Below are 21,539 nucleotides of genomic sequence, written 5' to 3'. Positions count from 1 at the left end.
TCGCCGTGAGGTTGGCACTTGGCATCAGTTACAACGGACAAGCCTACCAGGGCTGGCAAAGCCAGCTTTCCGGCCTGACTGTTCAGGACAAACTCGAAGCGGCATTGGGTAAATTCACGCTGCACCGGGTGTCCACCTTGTGCGCCGGGCGTACCGATGCAGGCGTTCATGGCTTGATGCAAGTGGTCCATTTTGATACCCCGCTTGAACGTGCCGCATCATCATGGGTACGGGGTACCAATGCTTTTTTACCACGGGATATTGCCGTGGAATGGGCACATGCGGTGCCCGATGCGTTTCATTGCCGGGCCAGCGCACTGTCTCGCCGGTATGCCTATATATTGGTTGAGTCGGCCGTGAGACCCAGTGTGGACGATGGCCGTGTTGGCTGGGTATACCGCCCCCTGGATCTGGATTTGATGCTGCAAGCTGCGTCGCATCTGATTGGTGAACATGACTTCACCTCATTTCGGGCTTCGGCTTGTCAGGCCTTGTCACCCGTCAAGACACTGGAGCGCATCGAAGTCAGCCGCCGTGGTGCCTATTGGCGGTTTGAGTTTGAAGCCAGCGCTTTTTTGCACCACATGATTCGCAACATCATGGGCTGCCTGATCGTCGTGGGTCAAGGCAAAAAGCCGCCGGATTGGGTGCGGGAGGTGATGCTGGAACGTGACCGTGATGCCGCAGCGCCTACTTTTTCGCCCGATGGACTGTATTTTCTTGGACCCCGCTATGCCGCCCACTGGGGCCTGCCCGACCGCACACCCGCTTTTGATGGACTGCCATGATGTCTGAAACCCATTTTGCCCAACGAACCCGGATCAAGATTTGCGGCCTGACGCGGGAGTCCGACGTCGACGCCGCCGTGGCCGCTGGTGCGGACGCTATTGGTTTTGTGCTGTATGCCCAAAGCCCGCGCTACGTCTCGCCTCAGCGGGCTGCCGAATTGGCACGCCGACTGCCGCCCTTTGTGACACCGGTCTTGTTGTTTGTCAATGACAGTGCTACGAATATCATAGCTGCCTGCGCTCATATTCAGGGGGCTAGCGTTCAGTTTCATGGTGATGAAAGTCCCGTGGAGTGCCTGGCAGCCACGCACCAGGGCGCCAGGCCTTACCTGCGGGCCGCGCGCATTCCGCTGGGAAATGCGGGTGGACAGTTCGATCTCGTAAAATATGCCCAAGATTATTCACAAGCCCAGGCCATCCTGCTCGACGCCCACGTCGACGGGTATGGTGGCGGTGGGCAAACATTCAATTGGTCACTTCTGCCTCAAAACGTCAACGCTCACCTCGTCTTGAGTGGTGGGCTGAATGCTGCAAACGTGGCCGACGGCATCTTGCAGGTACGGCCACGGTGTCAATCACTGGCCGTTGATGTGAGCTCGGGGGTGGAGATGTCCGGACCAGGCAACAAAGGCATCAAGGACCCCGAAAAAATCAATCAGTTTGTCGCCGCTGTTCGAGCCGCAGACAGGCAACTTGTAGAGATCAACAAACATGTTCCAGTATCAACAACCTGACGCCCGTGGTCATTTCGGCATTTATGGCGGCAGCTTTGTCTCCGAAACACTGACGCACGCCATCAACGAACTCAAGGATGCTTACGCCAAGTACCAGTTTGATCCAGCCTTTGTCGCTGAATTCAACTACGAACTGGCGCACTTCGTTGGCCGACCGTCTCCCATTTACCATGCCGACCGCATGAGCCGTGAACAGGGCGGTGCACAGATTTTCCTCAAACGCGAGGATTTGAACCACACCGGCGCGCACAAGATCAACAACACCATTGGCCAGGCCATGTTGGCCAAACGCATGGGCAAACCCCGCGTGATTGCCGAAACCGGAGCGGGCCAGCACGGTGTCGCCACCGCCACCATCTGCGCCCGCTACGGCCTGGAATGTGTGGTGTACATGGGCAGCGAAGACGTCAAGCGCCAAAGCCCCAACGTCTACCGCATGAAGCTGCTCGGTGCCACGGTCGTGCCCGTCGAGAGCGGCAGCAAAACGCTCAAAGACGCATTGAACGAAGCCATGCGCGACTGGGTCGCCAACGTTGACAACACGTTCTACATCATCGGCACCGTGGCCGGTCCGCACCCCTACCCCATGATGGTGCGTGACTTCCAGAGCGTGATCGGAACCGAATGCCTCGTTCAAATGCCCGAGATGCTCGCGCGGCAAGGCTGTAAAACCTCACAACCTGACGCGGTTGTGGCCTGTGTCGGTGGCGGCAGCAACGCCATGGGCATCTTCCACCCCTACATCCAGCATGAGAACACGCGTCTGATTGGCGTGGAAGCGGCGGGTGAAGGCATGGACACCCACCGCCACTCCGCGTCCTTGCAACTGGGCAGTCCGGGTGTGTTGCACGGCAATCGCACTTATGTGCTGCAGGACGACAACGGTCAGGTCACCGAGACACACAGCATCAGCGCCGGACTGGACTACCCGGGCGTAGGCCCCGAGCATGCCTTCCTCAAAGACATTGGCCGTGCCGAATACGTGGGCATCACCGACAAGGAGGCACTGGAAGCCTTCCACTACTTGTGCCGCACCGAAGGCATCATTCCGGCGCTCGAATCAAGCCATGCCGTGGCCCATGCCATGAAGCTGGCCAAAACCATGCGCCCGGACCAGTCTATTTTGGTGAACCTGTCAGGCCGCGGCGACAAGGACATTGGCACGGTGGCGGACCTGAGCAACGCCGATTTTTACTGCCGCCCCAGTTGCAAGGGGCAGTCCGTCAAAGGGGGCGAAACCGCCGCCTTGAACACAACACCGCACATCATAAAGGTCGTGAAATGAGCCGCATCGAAAGCACTTTCGCCAACCTGAAGTCACAAGGTCGCAAGGCCCTCATTCCTTATGTGACCGCGGGTTTCCCCTTCGCAGATGTCACACCTGAATTGATGCACGCCATGGTGGCAGGCGGCGCCGATGTGATCGAACTGGGCGTCCCCTTCTCGGACCCCAGTGCGGACGGCCCCGTTATTCAGAAGGCCGGTGACAAAGCGCTTGCCCAGGGCATTGGTACGGTCCAGGTGCTGGACATGGTGCGTGCATTTCGGGCACAAAACTCAAGCACACCCGTGGTGCTGATGGGTTATGCCAACCCGGTGGAACGCTACAACCAGAAACATGACCGTCACGACGGCAAAAGCGCCTTTGTGGTGGATGCCGCAGCCGCTGGCGTGGACGGCGTGCTGATCGTCGACTACCCACCCGAAGAGTGCGAGGACTTTGCCGCCGAACTCAGAAGCCATGGCCTGGACCTGATCTTTTTGCTGGCCCCAACCAGCACCGACGAACGCATGCAGCAAGTGGCCCGGGTGGCCAGTGGCTATGTGTATTACGTCTCGCTCAAGGGCGTCACTGGCTCGGGGGCACTGGACACCGGCGCGGTGCAAGCCATGCTGCCGCGCATTCACCAGCATGTGAGTGTGCCGGTGGGCGTCGGCTTCGGCATCCGTGACGCGGCCACAGCGCGTGTTATTGGCCAGGTGGCCGATGCAGTGGTGATTGGCAGCAAGATCATTCAGCTGATTGATGAACAACCCCGAGAACAAGTTGCCCCGGTGGCCCAGAATTTTCTGCGCGAAATCCGCACGGCACTGGATTCATAATTCATATTCACTAGCGGAGTACGCCCATGAGCTGGCTTGAAAAACTATTACCCCCCAAGATCCAACACACTGACCCGGCTGACCGGCGCAGTGTGCCGGAAGGTCTCTGGATCAAATGCCCGAGTTGCGAGACCGTGCTCTACAAGACCGACCTGGAACAAAACCAGAACGTTTGCCCGACCTGCAGTCACCACCACCGCATCGGTGCCCGCGCGCGGCTTAACGTGTTTCTGGACAACGAAGGCCGGTTCGAGATCGGGCAGGAAGTGTTGCCCGTGGATGCGCTCAAGTTCAAGGACAGCCGCAAGTACCCCGAGCGTCTGAAAGAAGCGCTGGAAAACACCGGAGAAACCGATGCCCTGGTGGTCATGGGCGGCGCAGTGCATGGCATCAGCGTCGTGGTGGCCTGCTTTGAATTTGAATTCATGGGCGGCAGCATGGGCTCGGTGGTGGGTGAGCGTTTTGTCCGCGGCGTGCATGCGGCCATCGAACAAAAAGTACCGTTTATCTGCTTCACCTCGACCGGTGGCGCCCGCATGCAGGAGGGTCTTTTGAGCCTGATGCAGATGGCCAAAACCAATGCTTCGCTCACACGACTGGCGAAAAAGGGCCTGCCCTACATCAGCGTCCTGACCGACCCCACCATGGGCGGCGTCAGTGCCGGGTTTGCGTTTCTGGGCGATGTGGTGATTGCCGAGCCCAAAGCGTTGATTGGCTTTGCCGGCCCCCGCGTCATTGAATCCACGGTGCGGGTGACGCTGCCTGAAGGTTTTCAGCGTGCCGAATTTTTACAGACCAAAGGGGCGATCGACTTCATTAGCGACCGCCGCGAACTGCGCAAAACGGTGGCCAACACCTTGGCCATGCTGCAACGCCAGCCCGCTGACGCGGTCATCTGACCGGTTGCAGCCGGGTCAGGCTGACAGCAGCGTCAATCCCTGCAGGTGGCCCAGCACGATGGACACCACCTGCAGCAACACCAACAACACCAGAGGCGACAGGTCAATGCCACCCACCAGCGGCAGCAAACGGCGGATGGGCGTGAGGGGTGGTGCACACAGCCGCTCAATCACATCCGACATCGGTGAACGGTTCGGCACCCAGGACAACACGGCGTAAACGATGACCAGGCCAGTCATGCCGGAAATCGCCAGTCGCACCAGGCCAAAGGCCGCCAGAATAGGCACGGCGAACAGGCCCTCGCCCGCCCCGGCCAGCAACCACAACAGCATAAACTGCCCCAGTTCCAGCACGTAGGCCGCCACCAGGCTGGCCAGGTCCCAGCGCCCCACCGCAGGCACGACCCGCCGCAAGGGCAACACGAGCCAATCCGTCAATGCGAACACAAAGCGCCCCAGTGGATTGCCCGAACGCGCTGACATGGGAATGCGTTGGTACTGCATGTAGAGGCGCAGCAAACAGGCTCCGCCCAGCACACCGGCAACAACCTCAAGCAACAGGAAAATGATTTGGTAAAGCATAGGTTTCGGGTGTAAATCTCAACGCATCATAGCGACCGGTCTACGGCCATTTAAAATCACTGTTTTCGGCCAGAAAAGGCCGCTCAATGATTCCCCCGCTTCCCTTACTATCGCGCCCTCATGTCTGACCAAAACACCCCCCAAGCTCCCCAGGACGAAAACCAGCTGATTCTTGAGCGCCGCGAAAAACTCAAGGCCATCCGCCAGAACCAGGCCGAGGGCAAAGGCATTGCGTTCCCCAACGATTTCAAACCCTCAGACCACGCCGCCGAACTGTTTGCAGCCCACGCGGGCCAGACGCCTGAAGGCCTGCTGGAGCAAGGCGCTGTGGCCAAAGTCGCCGGCCGCATGATGCTCAAACGTGTCATGGGCAAGGCCAGCTTTGCCACGCTGCAAGACAGCACCGGGCGCATCCAGATCTACATCAAGGGTGAAGACGTTGGCGCCGAGCTGTACGCCAGCTTCAAACATTGGGACCTGGGTGACATCGTCGCCGCCGAAGGCAAGGTCTTCAAAACCAAAACCGGCGAACTCTCCATCCATGCCACCAGCGTGCGCCTGCTGACCAAGAGCCTGCGCCCCATGCCCGACAAGTTCCACGGCATGAACGACCAGGAGGTCAAGTACCGCCAGCGGTATGTCGATCTGATGACTGACGAAAATGCCCGCAAGCGCTTTACCGCCCGCTCCAAAGCGGTCAGCGGCATTCGCGAATTCATGGTGGCGCACAACTTTCTGGAAGTCGAAACGCCCATGCTGCACCCCATCCCCGGTGGTGCCAACGCCAAGCCGTTTACCACGCACCACAACGCGCTGGACCAGCAGATGTTCCTGCGCATTGCGCCAGAGTTGTACCTGAAGCGCCTGATCGTGGGTGGGTTTGACCGCGTATTTGAGATCAACCGCAGCTTCCGCAACGAAGGCATCTCGGTGCGCCACAACCCCGAGTTCACCATGATGGAGTTCTACGCAGCGTACTGGGATTACCAGGACCTGATGACCTTCACCGAGGCCCTGATTCGTGACGCGGCCCAAAAAGCCGTCGGCACCCTGGAACTGACCTACGGTGGCAAGGCGGTGGACCTGACCCAGCCGTTCGAGCGCCTGACGATTCATGAAGCCATCTGCAAGTACACCGAAGCCGCTGAAGCGCTGGAGGACGGCAGCGGGTTGAAAGTGGACAACGCCGCCTGGCTCATCAACGCCCTGCGCAAACTCGGCCTGTCGGAAGGTAAAAACAAGCTCTCCACCCGCTCGCTGGCCAGCTTGCAGGTGATGTATTTTGAAGAAACCGTGGAAGAAAAGCTGTGGCAACCCACCTTCATCTGCGAGCATCCGGTGGAGATTTCCCCGCTGGCGCGCGCCAGCGACCACAAGCCCGGCGTGACCGAGCGCTTTGAGCTCTACATCACCGGCCGCGAGTTCGGCAATGGATTCTCTGAGCTGAACGATGCCGAAGAACAGGCCGCCCGCTTCCACGCCCAGGTGGCCGCCAAGGACGACGGCGACGACGAAGCCATGTACTACGACCACGACTTCATCCGCGCGCTGGAATACGGCATGCCCCCCACCGGTGGCTGCGGCGTCGGCCTGGACCGGTTGATGATGTTGTTGACCGACAGCAGCAGCATCCGTGACGTGATCCTGTTCCCGGCCCTGCGCCGGGAATCTTAAGGAAAATAGGGCTGCAGCCCCCGTGTACCGTGCGCGAGCAGCTATGAATTCAGTAGCAACAAAAACACTGAAGTACTTGCAGGGCTATTCCCCTGACACGCTCGCGCAGGTTGAAAAACTGGTGGCTGACAAGCGCTTGGGCGAGTGGCTGCAGAATAAGTACCCCAGCGGCCACGGGGTGCGCACCGACAAGGCTTTGTACGACTATGTGCAGGACCTCAAGCAGGCCTACCTGCGCGGTGCGGAGCCTTTGTCGAAGGTGGCTTTTGACAGCAAACTGCACGTGGTGCAGCACGCGCTGGGCACCCACACCACGATCTCGCGGGTGCAGGGCAACAAGCTCAAATCAAAACGTGAAATCCGCATCGCCACCTTGTTCAAGGAGGCGCCCGCCGAGTTCCTGAAAATGATCACGGTGCACGAACTGGCCCATATGAAGGAGCGGGCCCACGACAAGGCCTTCTACAAGCTCTGCACCTACATGGAACCCAGCTACCACCAGCTGGAGTTCGAGGTGCGCATGTACCTGACGCATCTGGAGGTGTCTGGCACGCGGCTGTGGGGGTTGGCCGCGCTAGATGCGGCCTGAGGACGCCTAAAACCGGACCAGGTTGCCGCCATCGATCTTGGCTTTGTACATCGCGGTATCGGCCCATTTGAGGATGTCGTCCTGACTTCCCTGCTCACTGTTGAAGACCACCACGCCCACACTGGCACTGCAAAGATGCCGGATCTGGTACTCCGAGAGATGCACATCGGTGACCGTCAGCGCATAAAACTCGGACAGGGTGGCCCGGATGATTTCTGCAATGACGGCGGCCTGCGCAGTGGACTCCGCCTTGTCCACATTCAACTCATTGAGCATCACCACAAACTCGTCGCCGCCAAGGCGTGCCACGGTGTCCATTTCCCGCACACAGTTTTTCAGGCGAACTGCAGCCTCGATCAGGAGTAAATCACCGACGCCATGGCCATGGGTGTCGTTCAAGGCCTTGAAGTTATCGAGGTCCAGGAACAGCAGGGCGCCATGGCAGCCGCTTCGTTTGTTGGCAGCCAGGGTCTGCTTCAGACGGTCATTGAGGAGACGACGGTTGGGAAGCCGGGTCAGCGGGTCATAAAAGGCGAGCTGGCGAACCTGGTCTTCCATCGCCTTGCGCTCGGTGATGTCATGAATCGACACATGCAGGGCCGGCCCGCCGTCATAAACAATGGACGTGCCCTGCACCTGCACGTCAATGGCGCTGCCGTCCAGCCGGAGGAAACGCGACTCCACGATCGGAGGAATGGCGATGTTCTCGATCAGGCTCTTCATCCGCGACACCTGTCCTTCCAGGAAGTCAGGGTGAATCAGCTCGTGGGTCATTTTGCCGATCAGGTCCTGCGCGTCCCTGGCGCCAAACAATTTGACCGCGGCGGGGTTGACATACAGGATGTGCCCCACGCGGTGCACGATGATGGCCTCGGGTGACCACTCGATCATGGCCCGGTAGCGCTCTTCGCTCTCCCGCATGGCCAACTCGGCCCGCTTGCGCTGCGTGATGTCCCGCGCCAGACCAATGAAGCGGGGGGTTTCGCCCTCCGGCCCCGCCTTGCGGGCCACTGAAAAGTCAAAATAAATGGCACCGGAGGGCAACGCCAACGAAAACTCCATGCCACGCGCATGCCCACTGACATCGGCCTGCTGAAGGGCCGCCATCACAACCGCCGAGGCCTCGGCAGGCCATACGTCGGAGACCAGCGCGCCAAGCAGGCATTGGGGTGCGAGCGCCAAAGCACTGACCCGCGGCGCATGGTACTTGTGGCAGCGCCCCTCCAGGTCAAACTCGAATAAATAGTCAGGAACGGCATCCAGTGTGGCCTGCAACTCGGCCTGGCTCTGGCTGAGTGCGGCCTCGGTTTGCTTGCGCGCCGTGATGTCCTGGGCAATGCCCACCGCTCGGACCGGTGTGCCATCGGCACCACACTCCAGCTCAGCCCGCATGCGAACCCACCGAGTGGCATGGCCCACCTGGATACGGTGCTCCTGGTCAAAAACACCGCTTTCGAGAGCACTCCGCCAGGCAGCCATGACCGCGTCCAGATCTTGCGCATGCGTGCGCGCGAGGTAGGCGGCCCGGTTGGCAGCGCTCCCCTCAGGCAACGCGAAGATGCGGCAGGTCTCGACCGACAGGCGGGCCGAGTCGGTGGTAATGTCATAAAACCAACTGCCGACATGGCCCACCGCCTGCGCCTGATGTAACTCTTCCTTGCGCGCTTCCAGATCCAGGGTGCGTTGGACGAGATCCTGGCCAATGGCGCTCAATTCCCGAAGCCGACTTTTATAGGCCCGCACCAAAATGGCGATCAGCATAGCGGACAGGACGTAGACGATGGTTTGATCGATGCCGTGCATCGCAGACGGCGTGAACACGGGATCGGGCAAAAAACCATGGGTCTTGGCATACATCATGCCAAAAGTCAGTGCCACCGTCAGTCCGGCCACCCTGGCAGCCGCACGTGGACTGATCAGCCACCCGATCATCAGAATGATCAACGGGTAGGCAATGATCACCGGCGCATGAACCCCATCGGTGAACAAGGCGATGCCGGTCACCACGGTCCAAATGCCGTAGGCCATCACGATGATGGTGGTTTGCGTCTTGCCACGCGACAGAAAATACCACCCGACCACCGCCACCAGCGACACCATCACCGGGCCGATGGCACGCGAGGTTTGCTGTGGCGCCACGAAAAACAAACCGATCAGGGAGGCCAATGCCCCCACCAGCAAGGCTGCAATGGTGGCCTTCAGAAATGCCAGCGACGGTGCCCATGACGCCGGGTTGTCAATCTCGTCCGTGGTTTGCGCAAGAATTTCGTAATCGTTTTTCAAATGCAATCCCTTGCCCCTGCCGATGGCCCTGCCACCCGCAGTCGCGGTTGTTATTTCGCCCTGATATTACTCTGGCGACCGGATGATTTTTTGCCACAGCCACAGCTACCGCCCACGGGCCATGCACCAGCAAAAAATGCCGCCCCCCGTTGCTAAGATGACCCCATGCCCCACACCCGTCTTTCAGCCCTGTTCTCCCAACGCCAATTCGTCAAATTCCTGCTGGCCCGCCTGGCCGGGGTGACCGCCAACCAGATGCTCATGGTGGCGGTCGCGTGGCACATGTACGACATCACCTCCAGCGCTTGGGACCTGGGGCTGGTGGGCCTGTTCCAGTTCGTGCCTGCGCTCTTGATGACGCTCCCTGCGGGCCACGCCGCCGACCGCCTGCACCGGGGGCGCATCTTCGCGGCCTGCATGTTTTTGCAGGCCGGCGTCGCGGTGCTGCTGGTGGCCGCTACCCAGGGGCACTTTGCCACCCGCGAATTGATTTTGGGTGTGTCGGTGTTGCTGGGCCTGGCGCGGGCCTTCCAGATGCCGGCGCAACAGGCGCTGACGCCCCTGCTGGTGCCGCAAGACCTGCTGCAGCGGGCCATCGCGCTGAGCTCCAGCGGCATGCAGGCCGCCATCATCTGCGGACCTGCGCTGGGGGGGGGTGCTTTACACCACCGGGGCCACCACGGTGTATGTCACGTGCATGGTTTTATTGATGCTGGCAGGCGCACTCACCCTGTCCGTGCGCTACCCGCATCGCCCCTCCACGCTCGCAGCGACCTGGAGCACAGTATTTGCCGGGGTGGCTTTTGTCTGGCATCGCAAGGTGTTGCTGGGCGCGACCTCGCTGGACCTGTTTGCGGTGTTGCTGGGTGGCGCCACCGCGTTGCTGCCGATTTATGCGCGCGACATCCTGCACACCGGGCCTGTGGGGCTGGGGCTGCTGCGGGCGGCACCCGCCATCGGGGCGCTGGTCATGTCACTGGTCCTCATGCGCTGGCCGCTGAAACGCCAGGTCGGCCACCGCCTGTTGGCGGCCGTGGCAATGTTCGGACTGGCCACGGTGGTGTTTGGCCTGTCCACGCATTTCGGCCTCTCGCTGCTGGCCCTGGTGATCACGGGCGCAACGGACACCGTCAGCGTGGTGACACGCCTGACGCTGGTGCAGCTGGAAACACCGGACGAGATGCGGGGCCGGGTGTCGGCCGTAAACTCCATTTTTATCGGCGCCTCGAACCAGTTGGGTGAGTTTGAGTCCGGCGCCACCGCCGCCCTGTTTGGCCCGGTGGCGTCCGTGGTGGCCGGAGGCATCGGCACGATGCTGGTGGCCGCCGCCTGGCTGCGCCTGTTTCCCGCTCTGGCGCGACGTGACCGCCTGGTTTGAACGCATGAGGCGGTGCGCCCGGCCTGCGCCTCAACGCTGGCGCAGCGGTTTGAGCAGATCCGACAGGCCGTTGTGGTCAATTTCGTGCATCAGCGCCAGCAAGCGCCCAATCTCGCCCTTGGGAACGCCGCCGCGCACAAACCACAGCAAGTAATCGGCCGGCAGGTCGGCAATGAGACGCCCCTTGTATTTGCCAAAAGGCATGGTGCGCGTCACCAGCAGTTGCAAGTCTTCGGGGTTCACGGCTAGCCGCCCGCCCGCTTGACGGTGAAGCCCTGGGCTTTGAGCACTTCGATGACCCGGTCGCAGTGGTCGCCTTGCACTTCAATCACACCGTCCTTGACAGTACCGCCCGAGCCGCAAGCCGTTTTGAGTTGCTTGCCCAGGACTGCCAGCGCCAGCGCATCCAGCGGTACGCCACGCACCAGGGTCACGCCCTTGCCCGCGCGGCCTTTGGTTTCACGCGAGACGCGTACGATGCCGTCACCTGTCGGGCGCGCCGCCAGTGCCGCACAGCGGCAATCGGCCTTGGCCTGGCGGCAATGGGGGCACATGCGCCCGCTGTCGGTGGAGTAAACCAAGCCACCGCTGGTTGATCTGGATTTCATGGAGAACCTGTATGTGCGAAGTCGGGCGTGATTATCGGGATTTTGCCGCCCGGATGGCTACCACCCACAACACGATGCCGATCAGCACCGCCACGGCATGGCCCATGGCCAGCTTGTGGGCGCTGTCAAACAACAGCGGTGACACCAGGCCCGACACCAGGGCAAACAAAAACATCTGGATGAAGCCCTGCATGGAGGCGGCCAGGCCGCTCATGTCAGGGAACAGGTTCAGGGTGCGCACCGACATGCCGGGCATGGCCAGCGCCAGGCCAAAGGTGTAGATGAAGATGGGGGCCACGGCATACGGCACCTTTGCCACAAAGTAACCGGTGTAGCCCACGGAGAGCGCGACCGCCGCCACCATGATGGCAAAGCCCGCCGCAATCAAGCGCCCCGGCGCCACCTGGGCCCCCAGGCGGCTGGCAGCCGCCGAGCCCAGCACCATGCCGCCAATCATGGGAATGAAAAGCCAGGCAAACGCAGTTTCCGGCTGGTGCAGGATGCCCATCACAAACGCCGCTGCCGACCCGATGTACAAGGCCACACCGGCAAAGATAAAGGCAATGCTCAAGGACATAAGGACAAACTGCGGATGGCTGACGCAACGCAGGTAATTGCGGGCGATGGGAGCGAGCGCAAAGGGGGCGCGCTTGTTCGTGGGCAATGTTTCAGGCAGATAGCGGTAGCAAATGACCAGCATCAGCACACCAAATCCGCCCAAAAACACAAACACCGACCGCCAGCCCAGCATGGTCTCCAGCCAGCCGCCCACCACCGGCGCAATGGCAGGGGCCAGGCCAAACACCATCATCATGATGGCCGTGGCGCGCTGCGCATCGTGCCCCTTGAAATGGTCTTGCACCACGGCACGGCCGACCACGCCGCCCGCCCCCGCGGCCAGGCCCTGGAGTGCCCGCAAAAAAATCAGGACACCGGCACTGGGGGCAAAGGCGGCTGCAAACGACGTCACCGAGAACAGGACCAGCGACACCAGCAACACCGAACGCCGGCCAAACGAATCCGACAACGTTCCATAAAACAGCATCATGCTGGCCATGCACAACAGGTAAACACTGAGGGTTTGCTGCACCACCACGGGGGACACGCCAAACGAACTGGCAATGGCGGGAAACGAGGGCAAATAGGTATCAATGCCCAGCGGTCCGACCATGGACAACATGGCCAGCACCACGATCAAAAATGAGTCACGCATTGCAAATTTTCCGGAAATTGATTGAATGCTATAAAAAGAATAGCTGCTTGCGCAGGATAGACGGGGGCTGTATGCCAAAATGGCTTATAGATTTATTTCAGGAGTTCCGCCATGTCACGTCACAGCCTGTGGGCCACCAAAGTGGCCGCCCTGATTCAAGGTGGCAACAGCGAGGCGGCCCTGGCCCAGATCAAGGTTGCCCCCACCGTCAAAGACCTCAAAGACCTGCGCACACTGCTGTCGGCGGGCAAGTTGCTGGCCAAGCACCCCAACATCGACGCAGCCACCAGCGACATGATCGTAGCCCTGTCGTCGCCCCGCTTGCATCGCTCGCCCTAACGCGACCGGACCGCCACCCAGTCACCGCTCAAGGCAGCAGCCCCATGGCGTGCATGTACGCGGGCTGGACCATCAGGTCATCCCATGGTGTGGCAGGTGTGCGGGGCAACAGCGCCAGGCGACGGTCTTCGCTGGCGTCCAGCGGCTCCCAGTCACCTTTGACTTGGGCTTCTGTCAGGCCGTTGATCAATTCGTCCACCGCCGCCCCACCGTCCAGGGACTGGTTGCACAGCAGCACCATGTCGCAACCGGCATTCAGCGCCGCCACGGCAGCTTGGGTGTAACTCACCTCCTGGCCATCCAGCAGGCGGGCACCGGCCATGGACAGGTCATCACTGAAGATGGCGCCGGTGAAGCCCAGATCACCGCGCAAGATGTAGTTGAGCCATTTGTCTGAAAAGCCGGCCGGGCGGGCATCCACCTTGGGGTAAATCACGTGCGCCGGCATGACGCTGGAGAGCGTGCTGTTGAGCCACTCGTAGGGGGCGGCGTCGTCGGCCAGAATGGCTTTGAGGCTGCGCTTGTCCACGGGAATCTCGGTGTGCGAATCGGCCTTGACGAAGCCGTGACCGGGAAAATGTTTGCCGCAATTGGCCATGCCGCTTTGCAGCAAGCCTTGCATCAGGCTCTTGGCCAGCAAACTGACCACCCGCGGGTCACGCGCAAAAGCCCGGTCACCAATGACACCACTCTCGCCAAAGTCCAGGTCCAGCACCGGCGTGAAGCTGAAGTCCACCCCGCAGGCGCGCAACTCGGCCCCCAGCACGTAGCCGCACGCCGTGGCCGCGTTGGTGGCCTTCATGGCACCCGCGCCCTCGCCCGCCTTGCCGTCCTGGAGCCACATCTCGCCCAGGGCGCGCATGGGCGGCAGGTGGGTAAAACCATCGGTCTTGAAGCGCTGCACGCGACCGCCTTCGTGGTCCACGCAAATCAGCAGGTCGCGCCGGATTTTCTTGATATCGGCGCACAGCTTGCCCAGTTGCGCCCGGTCTTCCCAGTTGCGCGCGAACAAAATGAGGCCACCCACCAGCGGGTGTTTGAGGCGCTGGCGGTCCACCTTGGTCAGGCTCAGGCCGGCGATGTCGATGATGAGGGGGGCATGCTGGATCATGAAGGTACTTTCAAAGAATTCTTTTTGCTATCGATTCAGTAGCTGCTTGCGCATATTTTACGTGGGCTACAGGCCTTTTTTATCCAAAACCTCAACCACACAGAAGCTTGCGGCGTAGTCGGTTTCGTCGGTCACGGTGATGTGGGCGCTCAAGGACCGGGCGTCAAACCAGTCTTTGAGGGCGCCATGCAGCACGATGGTGGGCTTGCCGCTGGGCAGCTTGCCGATCTCGCACGCGCGCCAGGTCATGGGCATGGTCATGCCCAAGCCAATCGCCTTGCTGAAGGCCTCCTTGGCACTGAAGCGGGTAGCCAGGTATTGGATGCCGCGCTCGGGCCAACGGGCACCACGGGCTTTCCAGGTGTCGAACTCCGCGTCGCTCAGGATCTTGCGTGCGAAGCGATCACCATGACGCGCAACGCTGGCGCGGATGCGGCGCACATCACAAATGTCGGTGCCAATACCGTAAATCACACCCAGAGGCCCAGCGGTTCAGTCGGAGAGGCAGGCCAGATAGGCGAGCACGGTGGCGCCGTAGCCCATCTCCAGCGCGTCGGCAATCAGGGCGTGGCCGATGGACACTTCGCTCACACCCGGCACTTGGCCCACAAAGGCGGCCAGGTTGTCGCGGTTCAGGTCGTGGCCGGCGTTGACCCCCAGACCGGTATCCAGCGCCGCCTGGGCCGCTTGGGCAAAGCGCTCGAGTTGGGCCGCCTGCGCTGGCGCTCCCCAGGCGGCCGCATAGGGCTCGGTGTACAGTTCCACGCGGTCGGCGCCCACGGCTTTGGCCACCGCCATCACCTCAGGATCAGCGTCCATGAACAGGCTGACGCGCACGCCCAGACTCTGGGCCTCGGCAATAAGGGGACGCAGTCGGTCGGCATCGTGCACCAGGTTCCAGCCGTGGTCGCTGGTGAATTGCCCTTCAGAGTCGGGCACAAAGGTGCACTGATGCGGGCGGAAATTGCGCACAAAGTCCATCAGGTTCTGAAACGGATTGCCTTCGATGTTGAACTCGCGGTCCGGCCAGGCTTGCATCAATGCAGCCAGGTCGCCCACGTCACTGGCGCGAATATGGCGCTCGTCGGGGCGTGGATGCACGGTGATGCCGTTGGCCCCGGCCTCCAGGCACAAGGTCGCCGCCCGCGTCACGCTGGGAATGCCCAGATGACGGGTGTTGCGCACCAGCGCCACTTTGTTCAGGTTGACGGAAAGCAAGGTCTTGTTCATAAGGATTGCAGGTCGATCATCATTTGCCGCGTACGCAGGGTACGCACGCCGCAATGGTAATTCAGCAGCGTGCGAAGCTGGGGTTTGAGCTCGGCCATCACCTCCGAGCAGGCCCGCAAGGTGGCAGTAAATGGTGCACCATCACGCAAAGAGCGTTGCAGACCGATCCATTGCGCACCGCTCAGGCTGGCCCGGTCCGCGGCATTGGTCTGGCGCAGACCACCTTCCGGCACCAGGCTGTAGCGGGCTTCCCGGTCCAGCTCCGCCATGGTCATGGTCTGGGCGTCTAACATGGGCAGCAGGCCAATCTCGCGCAAGAGCAGCAACTCAAAGGCCCGCAGGGCAGACTGCAGGGCCTCGCCATGTTCGGAGGCAATCACCTGCACCACGTTGGCGTACACATCGAACAGACCGGGGTGCGGATCATCCCGTGCCAGCAGGTTCAGAAGCAATTCGTTGAGGTAGTAGCCCGACATCAGGGCGTCACCCGTGGGCATCACATGGCCCCCCATCCACTCCGCCGCTTTGAGGGCGCGAATTTCGGCGTCGCCGCCAAACGACACATGCAGAGGCTGCAAGGGCAGCAGGATCGGGCGAAAACTGGAACTGGGACGCTTCACGCCCTTGGCCACCAGCGCAATGCGGCCGTAGTGGCGGGTGAAGACTTCCAGAATCAGGCTCGACTCGCTCCAGTCGTAGCGGTGAAGAACGTAAGCAGGTTCGTCAGAAATGCGCTTGGTGGCCACGCGAGATCAGGCCAACAATTTCACTGGTAGCCGAAGGAGCGGACGCGTGCTTCGTCATCAGCCCAGCCAGAGCGCACCTTCACCCACATCTCGATGAATACCTTGCAGTCCAGCGCTTTTTCCAACTCGACGCGGGTCTCCATGCCGATGCGCTTGATACGCTCGCCCTTGTCGCCAATCACCATCGCCTTGTGCGTATCGCGCTCCACCACGATGGTCGCGGCAATGCGCAGCAAGCGCTTTTGCTTGCCACGGCCGGCTTCTTCCTCGAACTTGTCGATGACAACCGTCGAGGTGTAGGGCAACTCGTCGCCCGTCAGGCGAAACAGCTTTTCGCGTACGGTCTCGCTGGCCAAAAACTTTTCGCTGCGGTCCGTCAACTCGTCCTCGGCGTACCACCAAGCTTGCTCGGGCAGGTATTTTTCGCAAATGCCCAGCATGCGCTCAATGTCCTTGGCGTTCTTGGCCGACATCGGCACGAACTCGGCAAAGGAGTGGCGTTGTTGCATTTCCTGCAGCCACGGCGCAATGTCGGCACGGCGCGTGACCTGGTCCAGCTTGTTGGCCACCAGCAAGGTAGGAATGTCTTTGCTGAGCAGCGCCAAAACTTTGGCGTCGGCCTGGTTGAACATGCCGGCTTCGACCACAAACAAGATCAAGTCCACATCGCCCACGGCGCCCTGCACCGTTTTATTGAGTGAGCGGTTCAGCGCGTTGTTGTGTCGTGTCTGGAAACCCGGCGTGTCGACGAACACAAACTGGGTGAGGCCCTGGCTGTGGATACCGGTGATGCGGTGGCGCGTGGTTTGCGCCTTGCGTGAGGTGATGCTGACTTTTTGACCGACCAGCGCGTTCATCAGGGTGGACTTGCCCACATTGGGCTTGCCCACGATGGCGATCAGGCCGCAACGCTGACCTTCAACCGGCGCACTTGCAGGCGCGGCCGTGCGCATGCCTTTGAGCATGCTTTCAAGATCATTTTGGCCTTCAGGCGCCGTGGAATCTGCGGGAGTAGCTATTATTTTAGGAGCAGTCATTACTTGGCCTTTGCCTTGAGGGTTTGCAGCATCGCGGCAGCTGCGGCCTGTTCTCCGGCACGGCGCGAACCGCCAATGCCGCGTTCTGAAAAATTGAGCTCGATGATTTCACATTCAACATCAAACGTCTGTTTATGGGCAGCCCCCAGCGTTGCCACCACCCGGTACAAGGGTAATTTCATTTTGCGCCCCTGGAGCCACTCCTGCAACTCGGTTTTGGGGTCTTTGCCGATGGCTTCCATCTCGGCATTGATCTCCACCGCCTTGAACAGACGATGCACCAGGTTTTGCGCGGCGATGAAGCCGGCATCCAGATAAACAGCCCCAATCACCGCTTCCAGCGCATCGGCGAGTATCGACGGCCGCTTCTGCCCACCCGAGCGGGACTCCCCCTCGCCCAGGCGAATCACATCAGGCAAGCCGAGTTCAACGGACAACTGGTGCAAGGTATCCTGCTTGACCAGATTGGCCCGCACGCGGGACAAGTCACCCTCGGGCAGTGCGCTCAGACGGGAATACAACAGGTCCGAAACCGCCAGGTTCAGGACGGAGTCACCCAAAAACTCCAGCCGTTCGTTGTGATCCAGCGAAAAACTGCGGTGTGTGACGGCCTGGGTTAAAAGAGCGGGTTTCGAAAATTCATGCTGCAGACGTCGCTGCAACGCTATCAAGCCATCATTCACGCGTGGGGTTCTCTCATATCTCTTGAATCTCGGTCCAGACGCATTATTTCGAACGTCCCTTGTATTTGAGGGTCAGGTAGGCCGGACCCGTCAGGTGAATCTCGCGCTCGTAGGCAAAGCTAACGACGATCTTGTCGCCCTCTTTGGTCACTTCAAGGTCTTTGCCCGAGATCGAATTGATCGCGTCGATCTGCGCGGCCTTGTCAAAAATGCTGCGCACCTCGGCAACGGAGTTGCCTTCGCGTGCCTTGTTCACCGCCTTGTCAACCGCCTGGTACTCGATGGCTGTGGGCACGATCTGTGCCGCAATGACACCGAGCACGGCCAGCAGACCACCAAAAAACAGCAACCCGAAAAATGACATGCCGCGCTGCCGGGACTTGAGCTGAACCTTCATCTTTTTTCCTTCGGAGGTCAAAGCCATATCAATTGAACGAGCCGATGCGCTTGAGACTGCTGAAATTCATCCAGACAAAGAACGCCTTGCCCACAATGTTTTTGTCAGGCACAAAACCCCAGTAACGAGAATCCAGGGAGTTGTCGCGGTTATCCCCCATCATGAAATAGTGGCCTTCCGGCACTTTGCACACCACGCCTTCGACGCTGTAAGTGCAGTTTTGCTTGAATGCAAACTCGTCAGTGCCCGGCACGAACGCAGGACGGTCATCGTCATTGAGCAACTTGTGCTTGTGCGTACCCAGCGATTCTTCATATTGCTTGAAGTAGCGCATCACGTCTTCGTCAAAGAACTCCGGCAATACGACCGTGTTAACTGCCTTGCCGTTGATGGTCAAACGCTTGTTCAGGTAGGCCACTTCGTCACCTGGCACACCCACCACCCGCTTGATGTAATCCAGGCTAGGCTTGGGGGGATAGCGAAACACCATCACGTCACCACGCTCGGGCTTGCTGCCCTCGGTGACTTTGGTATTGATCACCGGCAGACGAATGCCGTAGTGAAACTTGTTCACCAGGATCAGATCCCCAACCAGCAACGTCGGGATCATTGAGCCCGAGGGTATCTTGAACGGTTCAAACAGGAAGGAACGCAAAAAAAACACGGCAATGATGACTGGGAACAAGCCCGCAGTCCAATCCAGCCACCAAGGCTGTGCCAGGATGCGACCCCGGGCTTCAGACACGTTCACATCGACCTGGCTGATACCTTGCCGGGCCAGTTCTTCGCGACGCTGAACCGACTCGGCCTCAAGCCGTGCGGCTGCTTTTTGGCGCTGTGGGAGAAAATAAAAACGCTCTGCCAACCAGTAAAGGCCGGTCACCACGGTGGCCAAAAACAGCAGCAGCGCGAAGTTGCCTTCGACCATGCCGAAATACCAGGCACCGGCATAACCAACGAACGCGACCAGAATGAGGGAGGTCAGGAATTGCATCAACCGTCCACCTGCAAAATTGCCAGGAATGCTTCCTGCGGCACTTCAACCGAGCCAATTTGTTTCATTCGTTTTTTGCCTTCTTTTTGCCTGTCAAGGAGCTTGCGTTTACGCGAAATATCGCCGCCGTAACACTTGGCGATCACGTTCTTGCGCAGCGCTTTAATTGTCTCACGCGCAATGATGTTGGCTCCAATGGCCGCCTGGATCGCCACGTCGAACATCTGCCTCGAAATAACTTCGCGCATCTTGGCCACCACGGCCCGGCCGCGGTATTGCGACTGCGAACGGTGCACGATGATGGACAGGGCATCCACCTTCTCTCCATTGAGCAAGATGTCCACCTTCACCACATCGGCGGCCCGATACTCCTTGAACTCATAGTCCATGGAGGCATACCCGCGTGACACGGATTTGAGCTTGTCAAAAAAGTCCAGCACAATCTCGGCCAGCGGCATCTCGTACGTGAGCATCACCTGGCGACCGTGGTAGGCCATGTTCATCTGAACGCCACGCTTCTGGTTGGCCAGTGTCATCACCGCGCCCACATACTCCTGCGGCATGTACAGGTGCACGGTGACAATCGGCTCACGGACCTCGTCCAAACGGCCCTGGTCGGGCATCTTGGAGGGGTTTTCAACCATCTTCACCGTGCCGTCGACCGCCACCACCTGGTACACCACGCTGGGGGCGGTGGTAATCAGGTCCTGGTCGAACTCACGTTCCAACCGCTCCTGCACGATCTCCATGTGCAGAAGGCCTAAAAAACCGCAGCGAAAACCAAAGCCCAGCGCTTGCGAAACCTCTGGCTCATAGTGCAAGGAAGCGTCGTTCAGCTTGAGTTTTTCAAGACTGTCACGCAACCCTTCATATTGATTGGCCTCGGTTGGATACAGGCCGGCAAACACCTGCGGCTGTATTTCCTTGAATCCTGGCAATGCTTCGGTCGCAGTTAACGCCGCACCACCCGTACCGGGCTTGATCAGCGTGATGGTGTCACCCACCTTGGCCGCCTGCAGTTCGCGAATACCCGCAATGATGTAGCCCACTTCACCGGCTTCCAGCGAATCACGCGACTCATTGGCGGGCGTGAAGACTCCGAGGTTGTCAGCGTTGTAGGTTGTGCCCGTGGCCATCATCTTGATACGCTCACCCTTGCCCAGGCGACCATCGACCACACGCACCAGCATCACGACACCGACATAACTGTCAAACCAGCTGTCGATGATCATGGCGCGCAGCGGCCCGTTGGGGTTGCCCTTAGGGGCCGGAATCCGAGCCACGACGGCCTCCAGAATCTCGTCGATGCCCAGACCAGTTTTCGCGGAACACGGAATCGCATCCGCGGCATCAATACCGATCACATCTTCAATTTCAGCTTTGGCATTGTCAGGATCGGCATTGGGCAAATCCATCTTGTTGAGCACCGGCACCACCTCTACGCCCAACTCAAGAGCCGTGTAGCAATTGGCCACCGTTTGAGCCTCAACCCCCTGGCTTGCATCCACCACCAGTAACGCGCCTTCGCACGCAGAAAGCGATCGACTCACCTCATACGAGAAGTCCACGTGCCCCGGCGTGTCGATCAAATTCAGGTTGTAAACCTGGCCGTCAAGTGCTTTGTATTTGAGTGCGGCCGTCTGGGCCTTGATGGTTATCCCACGCTCTTTTTCGATGTCCATCGAGTCAAGCACTTGCGCTTCCATCTCCCGCGCCTGCAAGCCACCGCAACGCTGGATCAAACGATCCGCAAGAGTGGATTTGCCATGATCAATGTGCGCAATGATCGAAAAATTTCTGATGTGATTCATCAACGGGAACACTTAAGTGATTGAATTAAAACGAGGGAACAAGAAAAAAGGGCGCGTCAAATTCTGACGCGCCCTGAACCAACAATCATTGGCAACTGCGAAGGTTGGAACTTCATTGTAGGCAAAAAGCCCAAAACGTACAGCCCAACAAACAGTCACCATGAGTCGTTGCGGTGCAGCAACAAGAACTTTATACACAACTTATTCACAATTTTATGGATCAACATCTGGACAACTTGTGGGTGAACTGTGGACCGCCTGTGGGGTTTTCCAATTCATCCCGTATCGTGGACTGCAACACTTTCTATATGCCGCGAATCGCTGCTGATCAGAGCCCATT

Annotated in this window: 22 protein-coding genes and 1 pseudogene; 9 read left to right on the top strand and 14 right to left on the bottom strand. The window is 59.8% G+C overall.

Annotated elements, in window-relative coordinates:
- The first annotated feature begins 5 nt into the window (after window positions 1-5).
- From truA to accD, 5 genes are read left to right on the top strand one after another with little or no spacing between them, the layout of a single operon-like run.
- A complete protein-coding gene (gene truA / locus AC097N_RS06230; RefSeq protein ID WP_479580023.1) occupies window positions 6-788 on the top strand; it encodes a tRNA pseudouridine(38-40) synthase TruA in 783 nt (260 codons plus the stop codon).
- The gene (locus AC097N_RS06225) at window positions 788-1,522 is read left to right on the top strand and encodes a phosphoribosylanthranilate isomerase (RefSeq protein ID WP_479580022.1); all 735 of its coding nucleotides are present in this window, start codon (window positions 788-790) and stop codon (window positions 1,520-1,522) included. The genes truA and AC097N_RS06225 overlap by 1 nt, the downstream gene beginning before the upstream one ends.
- On the top strand, window positions 1,500-2,807 hold the full coding sequence (gene trpB / locus AC097N_RS06220; RefSeq protein ID WP_479580021.1) for a tryptophan synthase subunit beta: 1,308 nt from the start codon (window positions 1,500-1,502) through the stop codon (window positions 2,805-2,807). The genes AC097N_RS06225 and trpB overlap by 23 nt, the downstream gene beginning before the upstream one ends.
- Window positions 2,804-3,625: a tryptophan synthase subunit alpha gene (gene trpA, locus AC097N_RS06215; protein ID WP_479580020.1), complete on the top strand. Its 822-nt coding sequence runs from the start codon at window positions 2,804-2,806 to the stop codon at window positions 3,623-3,625. Before trpB ends, trpA begins: the two co-directional genes overlap by 4 nt.
- Window positions 3,626-3,651: 26 nt before the next feature.
- Complete coding sequence (accD, locus tag AC097N_RS06210; protein ID WP_479580019.1) at window positions 3,652-4,524, top strand: acetyl-CoA carboxylase, carboxyltransferase subunit beta; 873 nt, start codon at window positions 3,652-3,654, stop codon at window positions 4,522-4,524.
- Between the two features lie 15 nt (window positions 4,525-4,539).
- Here accD and AC097N_RS06205 read toward each other — a convergent pair whose 3' ends face one another.
- On the bottom strand, window positions 4,540-5,106 hold the full coding sequence (locus AC097N_RS06205; RefSeq protein WP_479580017.1) for a YggT family protein: 567 nt from the start codon (window positions 5,104-5,106) through the stop codon (window positions 4,540-4,542).
- A gap of 120 nt (window positions 5,107-5,226) precedes the next feature.
- Here AC097N_RS06205 and lysS point away from each other — a divergent pair, with 120 nt between their 5' ends.
- Complete coding sequence (gene lysS, locus AC097N_RS06200) at window positions 5,227-6,780, top strand: lysine--tRNA ligase (protein WP_479580013.1); 1,554 nt, start codon at window positions 5,227-5,229, stop codon at window positions 6,778-6,780.
- 43 nt (window positions 6,781-6,823) lie between these two features.
- Window positions 6,824-7,369, top strand: coding sequence for a YgjP-like metallopeptidase domain-containing protein (locus AC097N_RS06195; protein WP_479580010.1), 546 nt, complete (start codon window positions 6,824-6,826; stop codon window positions 7,367-7,369).
- Window positions 7,370-7,375: 6 nt separating this feature from the next.
- Here the strand turns inward: AC097N_RS06195 and AC097N_RS06190 are convergent, their stop codons facing one another.
- A complete protein-coding gene (locus AC097N_RS06190) occupies window positions 7,376-9,652 on the bottom strand; it encodes a sensor domain-containing protein (protein ID WP_479580006.1) in 2,277 nt (758 codons plus the stop codon).
- A gap of 165 nt (window positions 9,653-9,817) precedes the next feature.
- Here AC097N_RS06190 and AC097N_RS06185 point away from each other — a divergent pair.
- A pseudogene (locus AC097N_RS06185) lies at window positions 9,818-11,030 on the top strand (MFS transporter).
- A 30-nt stretch (window positions 11,031-11,060) separates the two neighbouring features.
- Here the strand turns inward: AC097N_RS06185 and AC097N_RS06180 are convergent.
- The 3 genes from AC097N_RS06180 to AC097N_RS06170 are packed head-to-tail and all read right to left on the bottom strand — an operon-like array spanning window position 11,061 to window position 12,851.
- A complete protein-coding gene (locus tag AC097N_RS06180; RefSeq protein ID WP_479580002.1) occupies window positions 11,061-11,273 on the bottom strand; it encodes a DUF3820 family protein in 213 nt (70 codons plus the stop codon).
- 2 nt (window positions 11,274-11,275) lie between these two features.
- Window positions 11,276-11,638: a translation initiation factor Sui1 gene (locus AC097N_RS06175; RefSeq protein WP_479579998.1), complete on the bottom strand. Its 363-nt coding sequence runs from the start codon at window positions 11,636-11,638 to the stop codon at window positions 11,276-11,278.
- Between the two features lie 31 nt (window positions 11,639-11,669).
- On the bottom strand, window positions 11,670-12,851 hold the full coding sequence (locus AC097N_RS06170) for a multidrug effflux MFS transporter (protein ID WP_479579994.1): 1,182 nt from the start codon (window positions 12,849-12,851) through the stop codon (window positions 11,670-11,672).
- A gap of 111 nt (window positions 12,852-12,962) precedes the next feature.
- Here AC097N_RS06170 and AC097N_RS06165 point away from each other — a divergent pair, with 111 nt between their 5' ends.
- Window positions 12,963-13,190 (top strand): hypothetical protein, encoded by a 228-nt coding sequence (locus AC097N_RS06165; RefSeq protein WP_479579991.1) that lies wholly within the window; start codon window positions 12,963-12,965, stop codon window positions 13,188-13,190.
- Between the two features lie 28 nt (window positions 13,191-13,218).
- On the opposite strand, the gene nagZ is transcribed toward AC097N_RS06165, so the two are convergent.
- The 9 genes from nagZ to lepA form a co-directional block, all read right to left on the bottom strand.
- On the bottom strand, window positions 13,219-14,301 hold the full coding sequence (gene nagZ, locus AC097N_RS06160; RefSeq protein ID WP_479579986.1) for a beta-N-acetylhexosaminidase: 1,083 nt from the start codon (window positions 14,299-14,301) through the stop codon (window positions 13,219-13,221).
- A gap of 66 nt (window positions 14,302-14,367) precedes the next feature.
- Entirely contained in the window at window positions 14,368-14,775 is a 408-nt protein-coding gene (gene acpS, locus AC097N_RS06155) for a holo-ACP synthase (RefSeq protein ID WP_479579982.1), read from the bottom strand.
- An 18-nt stretch (window positions 14,776-14,793) separates the two neighbouring features.
- A complete protein-coding gene (locus tag AC097N_RS06150; protein WP_479579979.1) occupies window positions 14,794-15,531 on the bottom strand; it encodes a pyridoxine 5'-phosphate synthase in 738 nt (245 codons plus the stop codon).
- The gene (gene recO / locus AC097N_RS06145) at window positions 15,528-16,277 is read right to left on the bottom strand and encodes a DNA repair protein RecO (protein WP_479579975.1); all 750 of its coding nucleotides are present in this window, start codon (window positions 16,275-16,277) and stop codon (window positions 15,528-15,530) included. Before recO ends, AC097N_RS06150 begins: the two co-directional genes overlap by 4 nt.
- Window positions 16,278-16,297: 20 nt before the next feature.
- Entirely contained in the window at window positions 16,298-17,242 is a 945-nt protein-coding gene (gene era, locus AC097N_RS06140) for a GTPase Era (RefSeq protein ID WP_479580098.1), read from the bottom strand.
- A gap of 71 nt (window positions 17,243-17,313) precedes the next feature.
- Window positions 17,314-17,997: a ribonuclease III gene (gene rnc / locus AC097N_RS06135; protein WP_479579972.1), complete on the bottom strand. Its 684-nt coding sequence runs from the start codon at window positions 17,995-17,997 to the stop codon at window positions 17,314-17,316.
- Between the two features lie 43 nt (window positions 17,998-18,040).
- Window positions 18,041-18,394, bottom strand: coding sequence for a DUF4845 domain-containing protein (locus AC097N_RS06130; protein ID WP_479579970.1), 354 nt, complete (start codon window positions 18,392-18,394; stop codon window positions 18,041-18,043).
- A gap of 28 nt (window positions 18,395-18,422) precedes the next feature.
- Window positions 18,423-19,388 (bottom strand): signal peptidase I, encoded by a 966-nt coding sequence (lepB, locus tag AC097N_RS06125; protein WP_479579968.1) that lies wholly within the window; start codon window positions 19,386-19,388, stop codon window positions 18,423-18,425.
- The gene (lepA, locus tag AC097N_RS06120) at window positions 19,388-21,199 is read right to left on the bottom strand and encodes a translation elongation factor 4 (RefSeq protein ID WP_479579966.1); all 1,812 of its coding nucleotides are present in this window, start codon (window positions 21,197-21,199) and stop codon (window positions 19,388-19,390) included. Before lepA ends, lepB begins: the two co-directional genes overlap by 1 nt.
- Between the last annotated feature and the right edge of the window lie 340 nt (window positions 21,200-21,539).

Source organism: Rhodoferax sp. LS1R11 (genome assembly GCF_056521395.1).
This window is presented reverse-complemented; position numbering and strand designations above follow the sequence as displayed.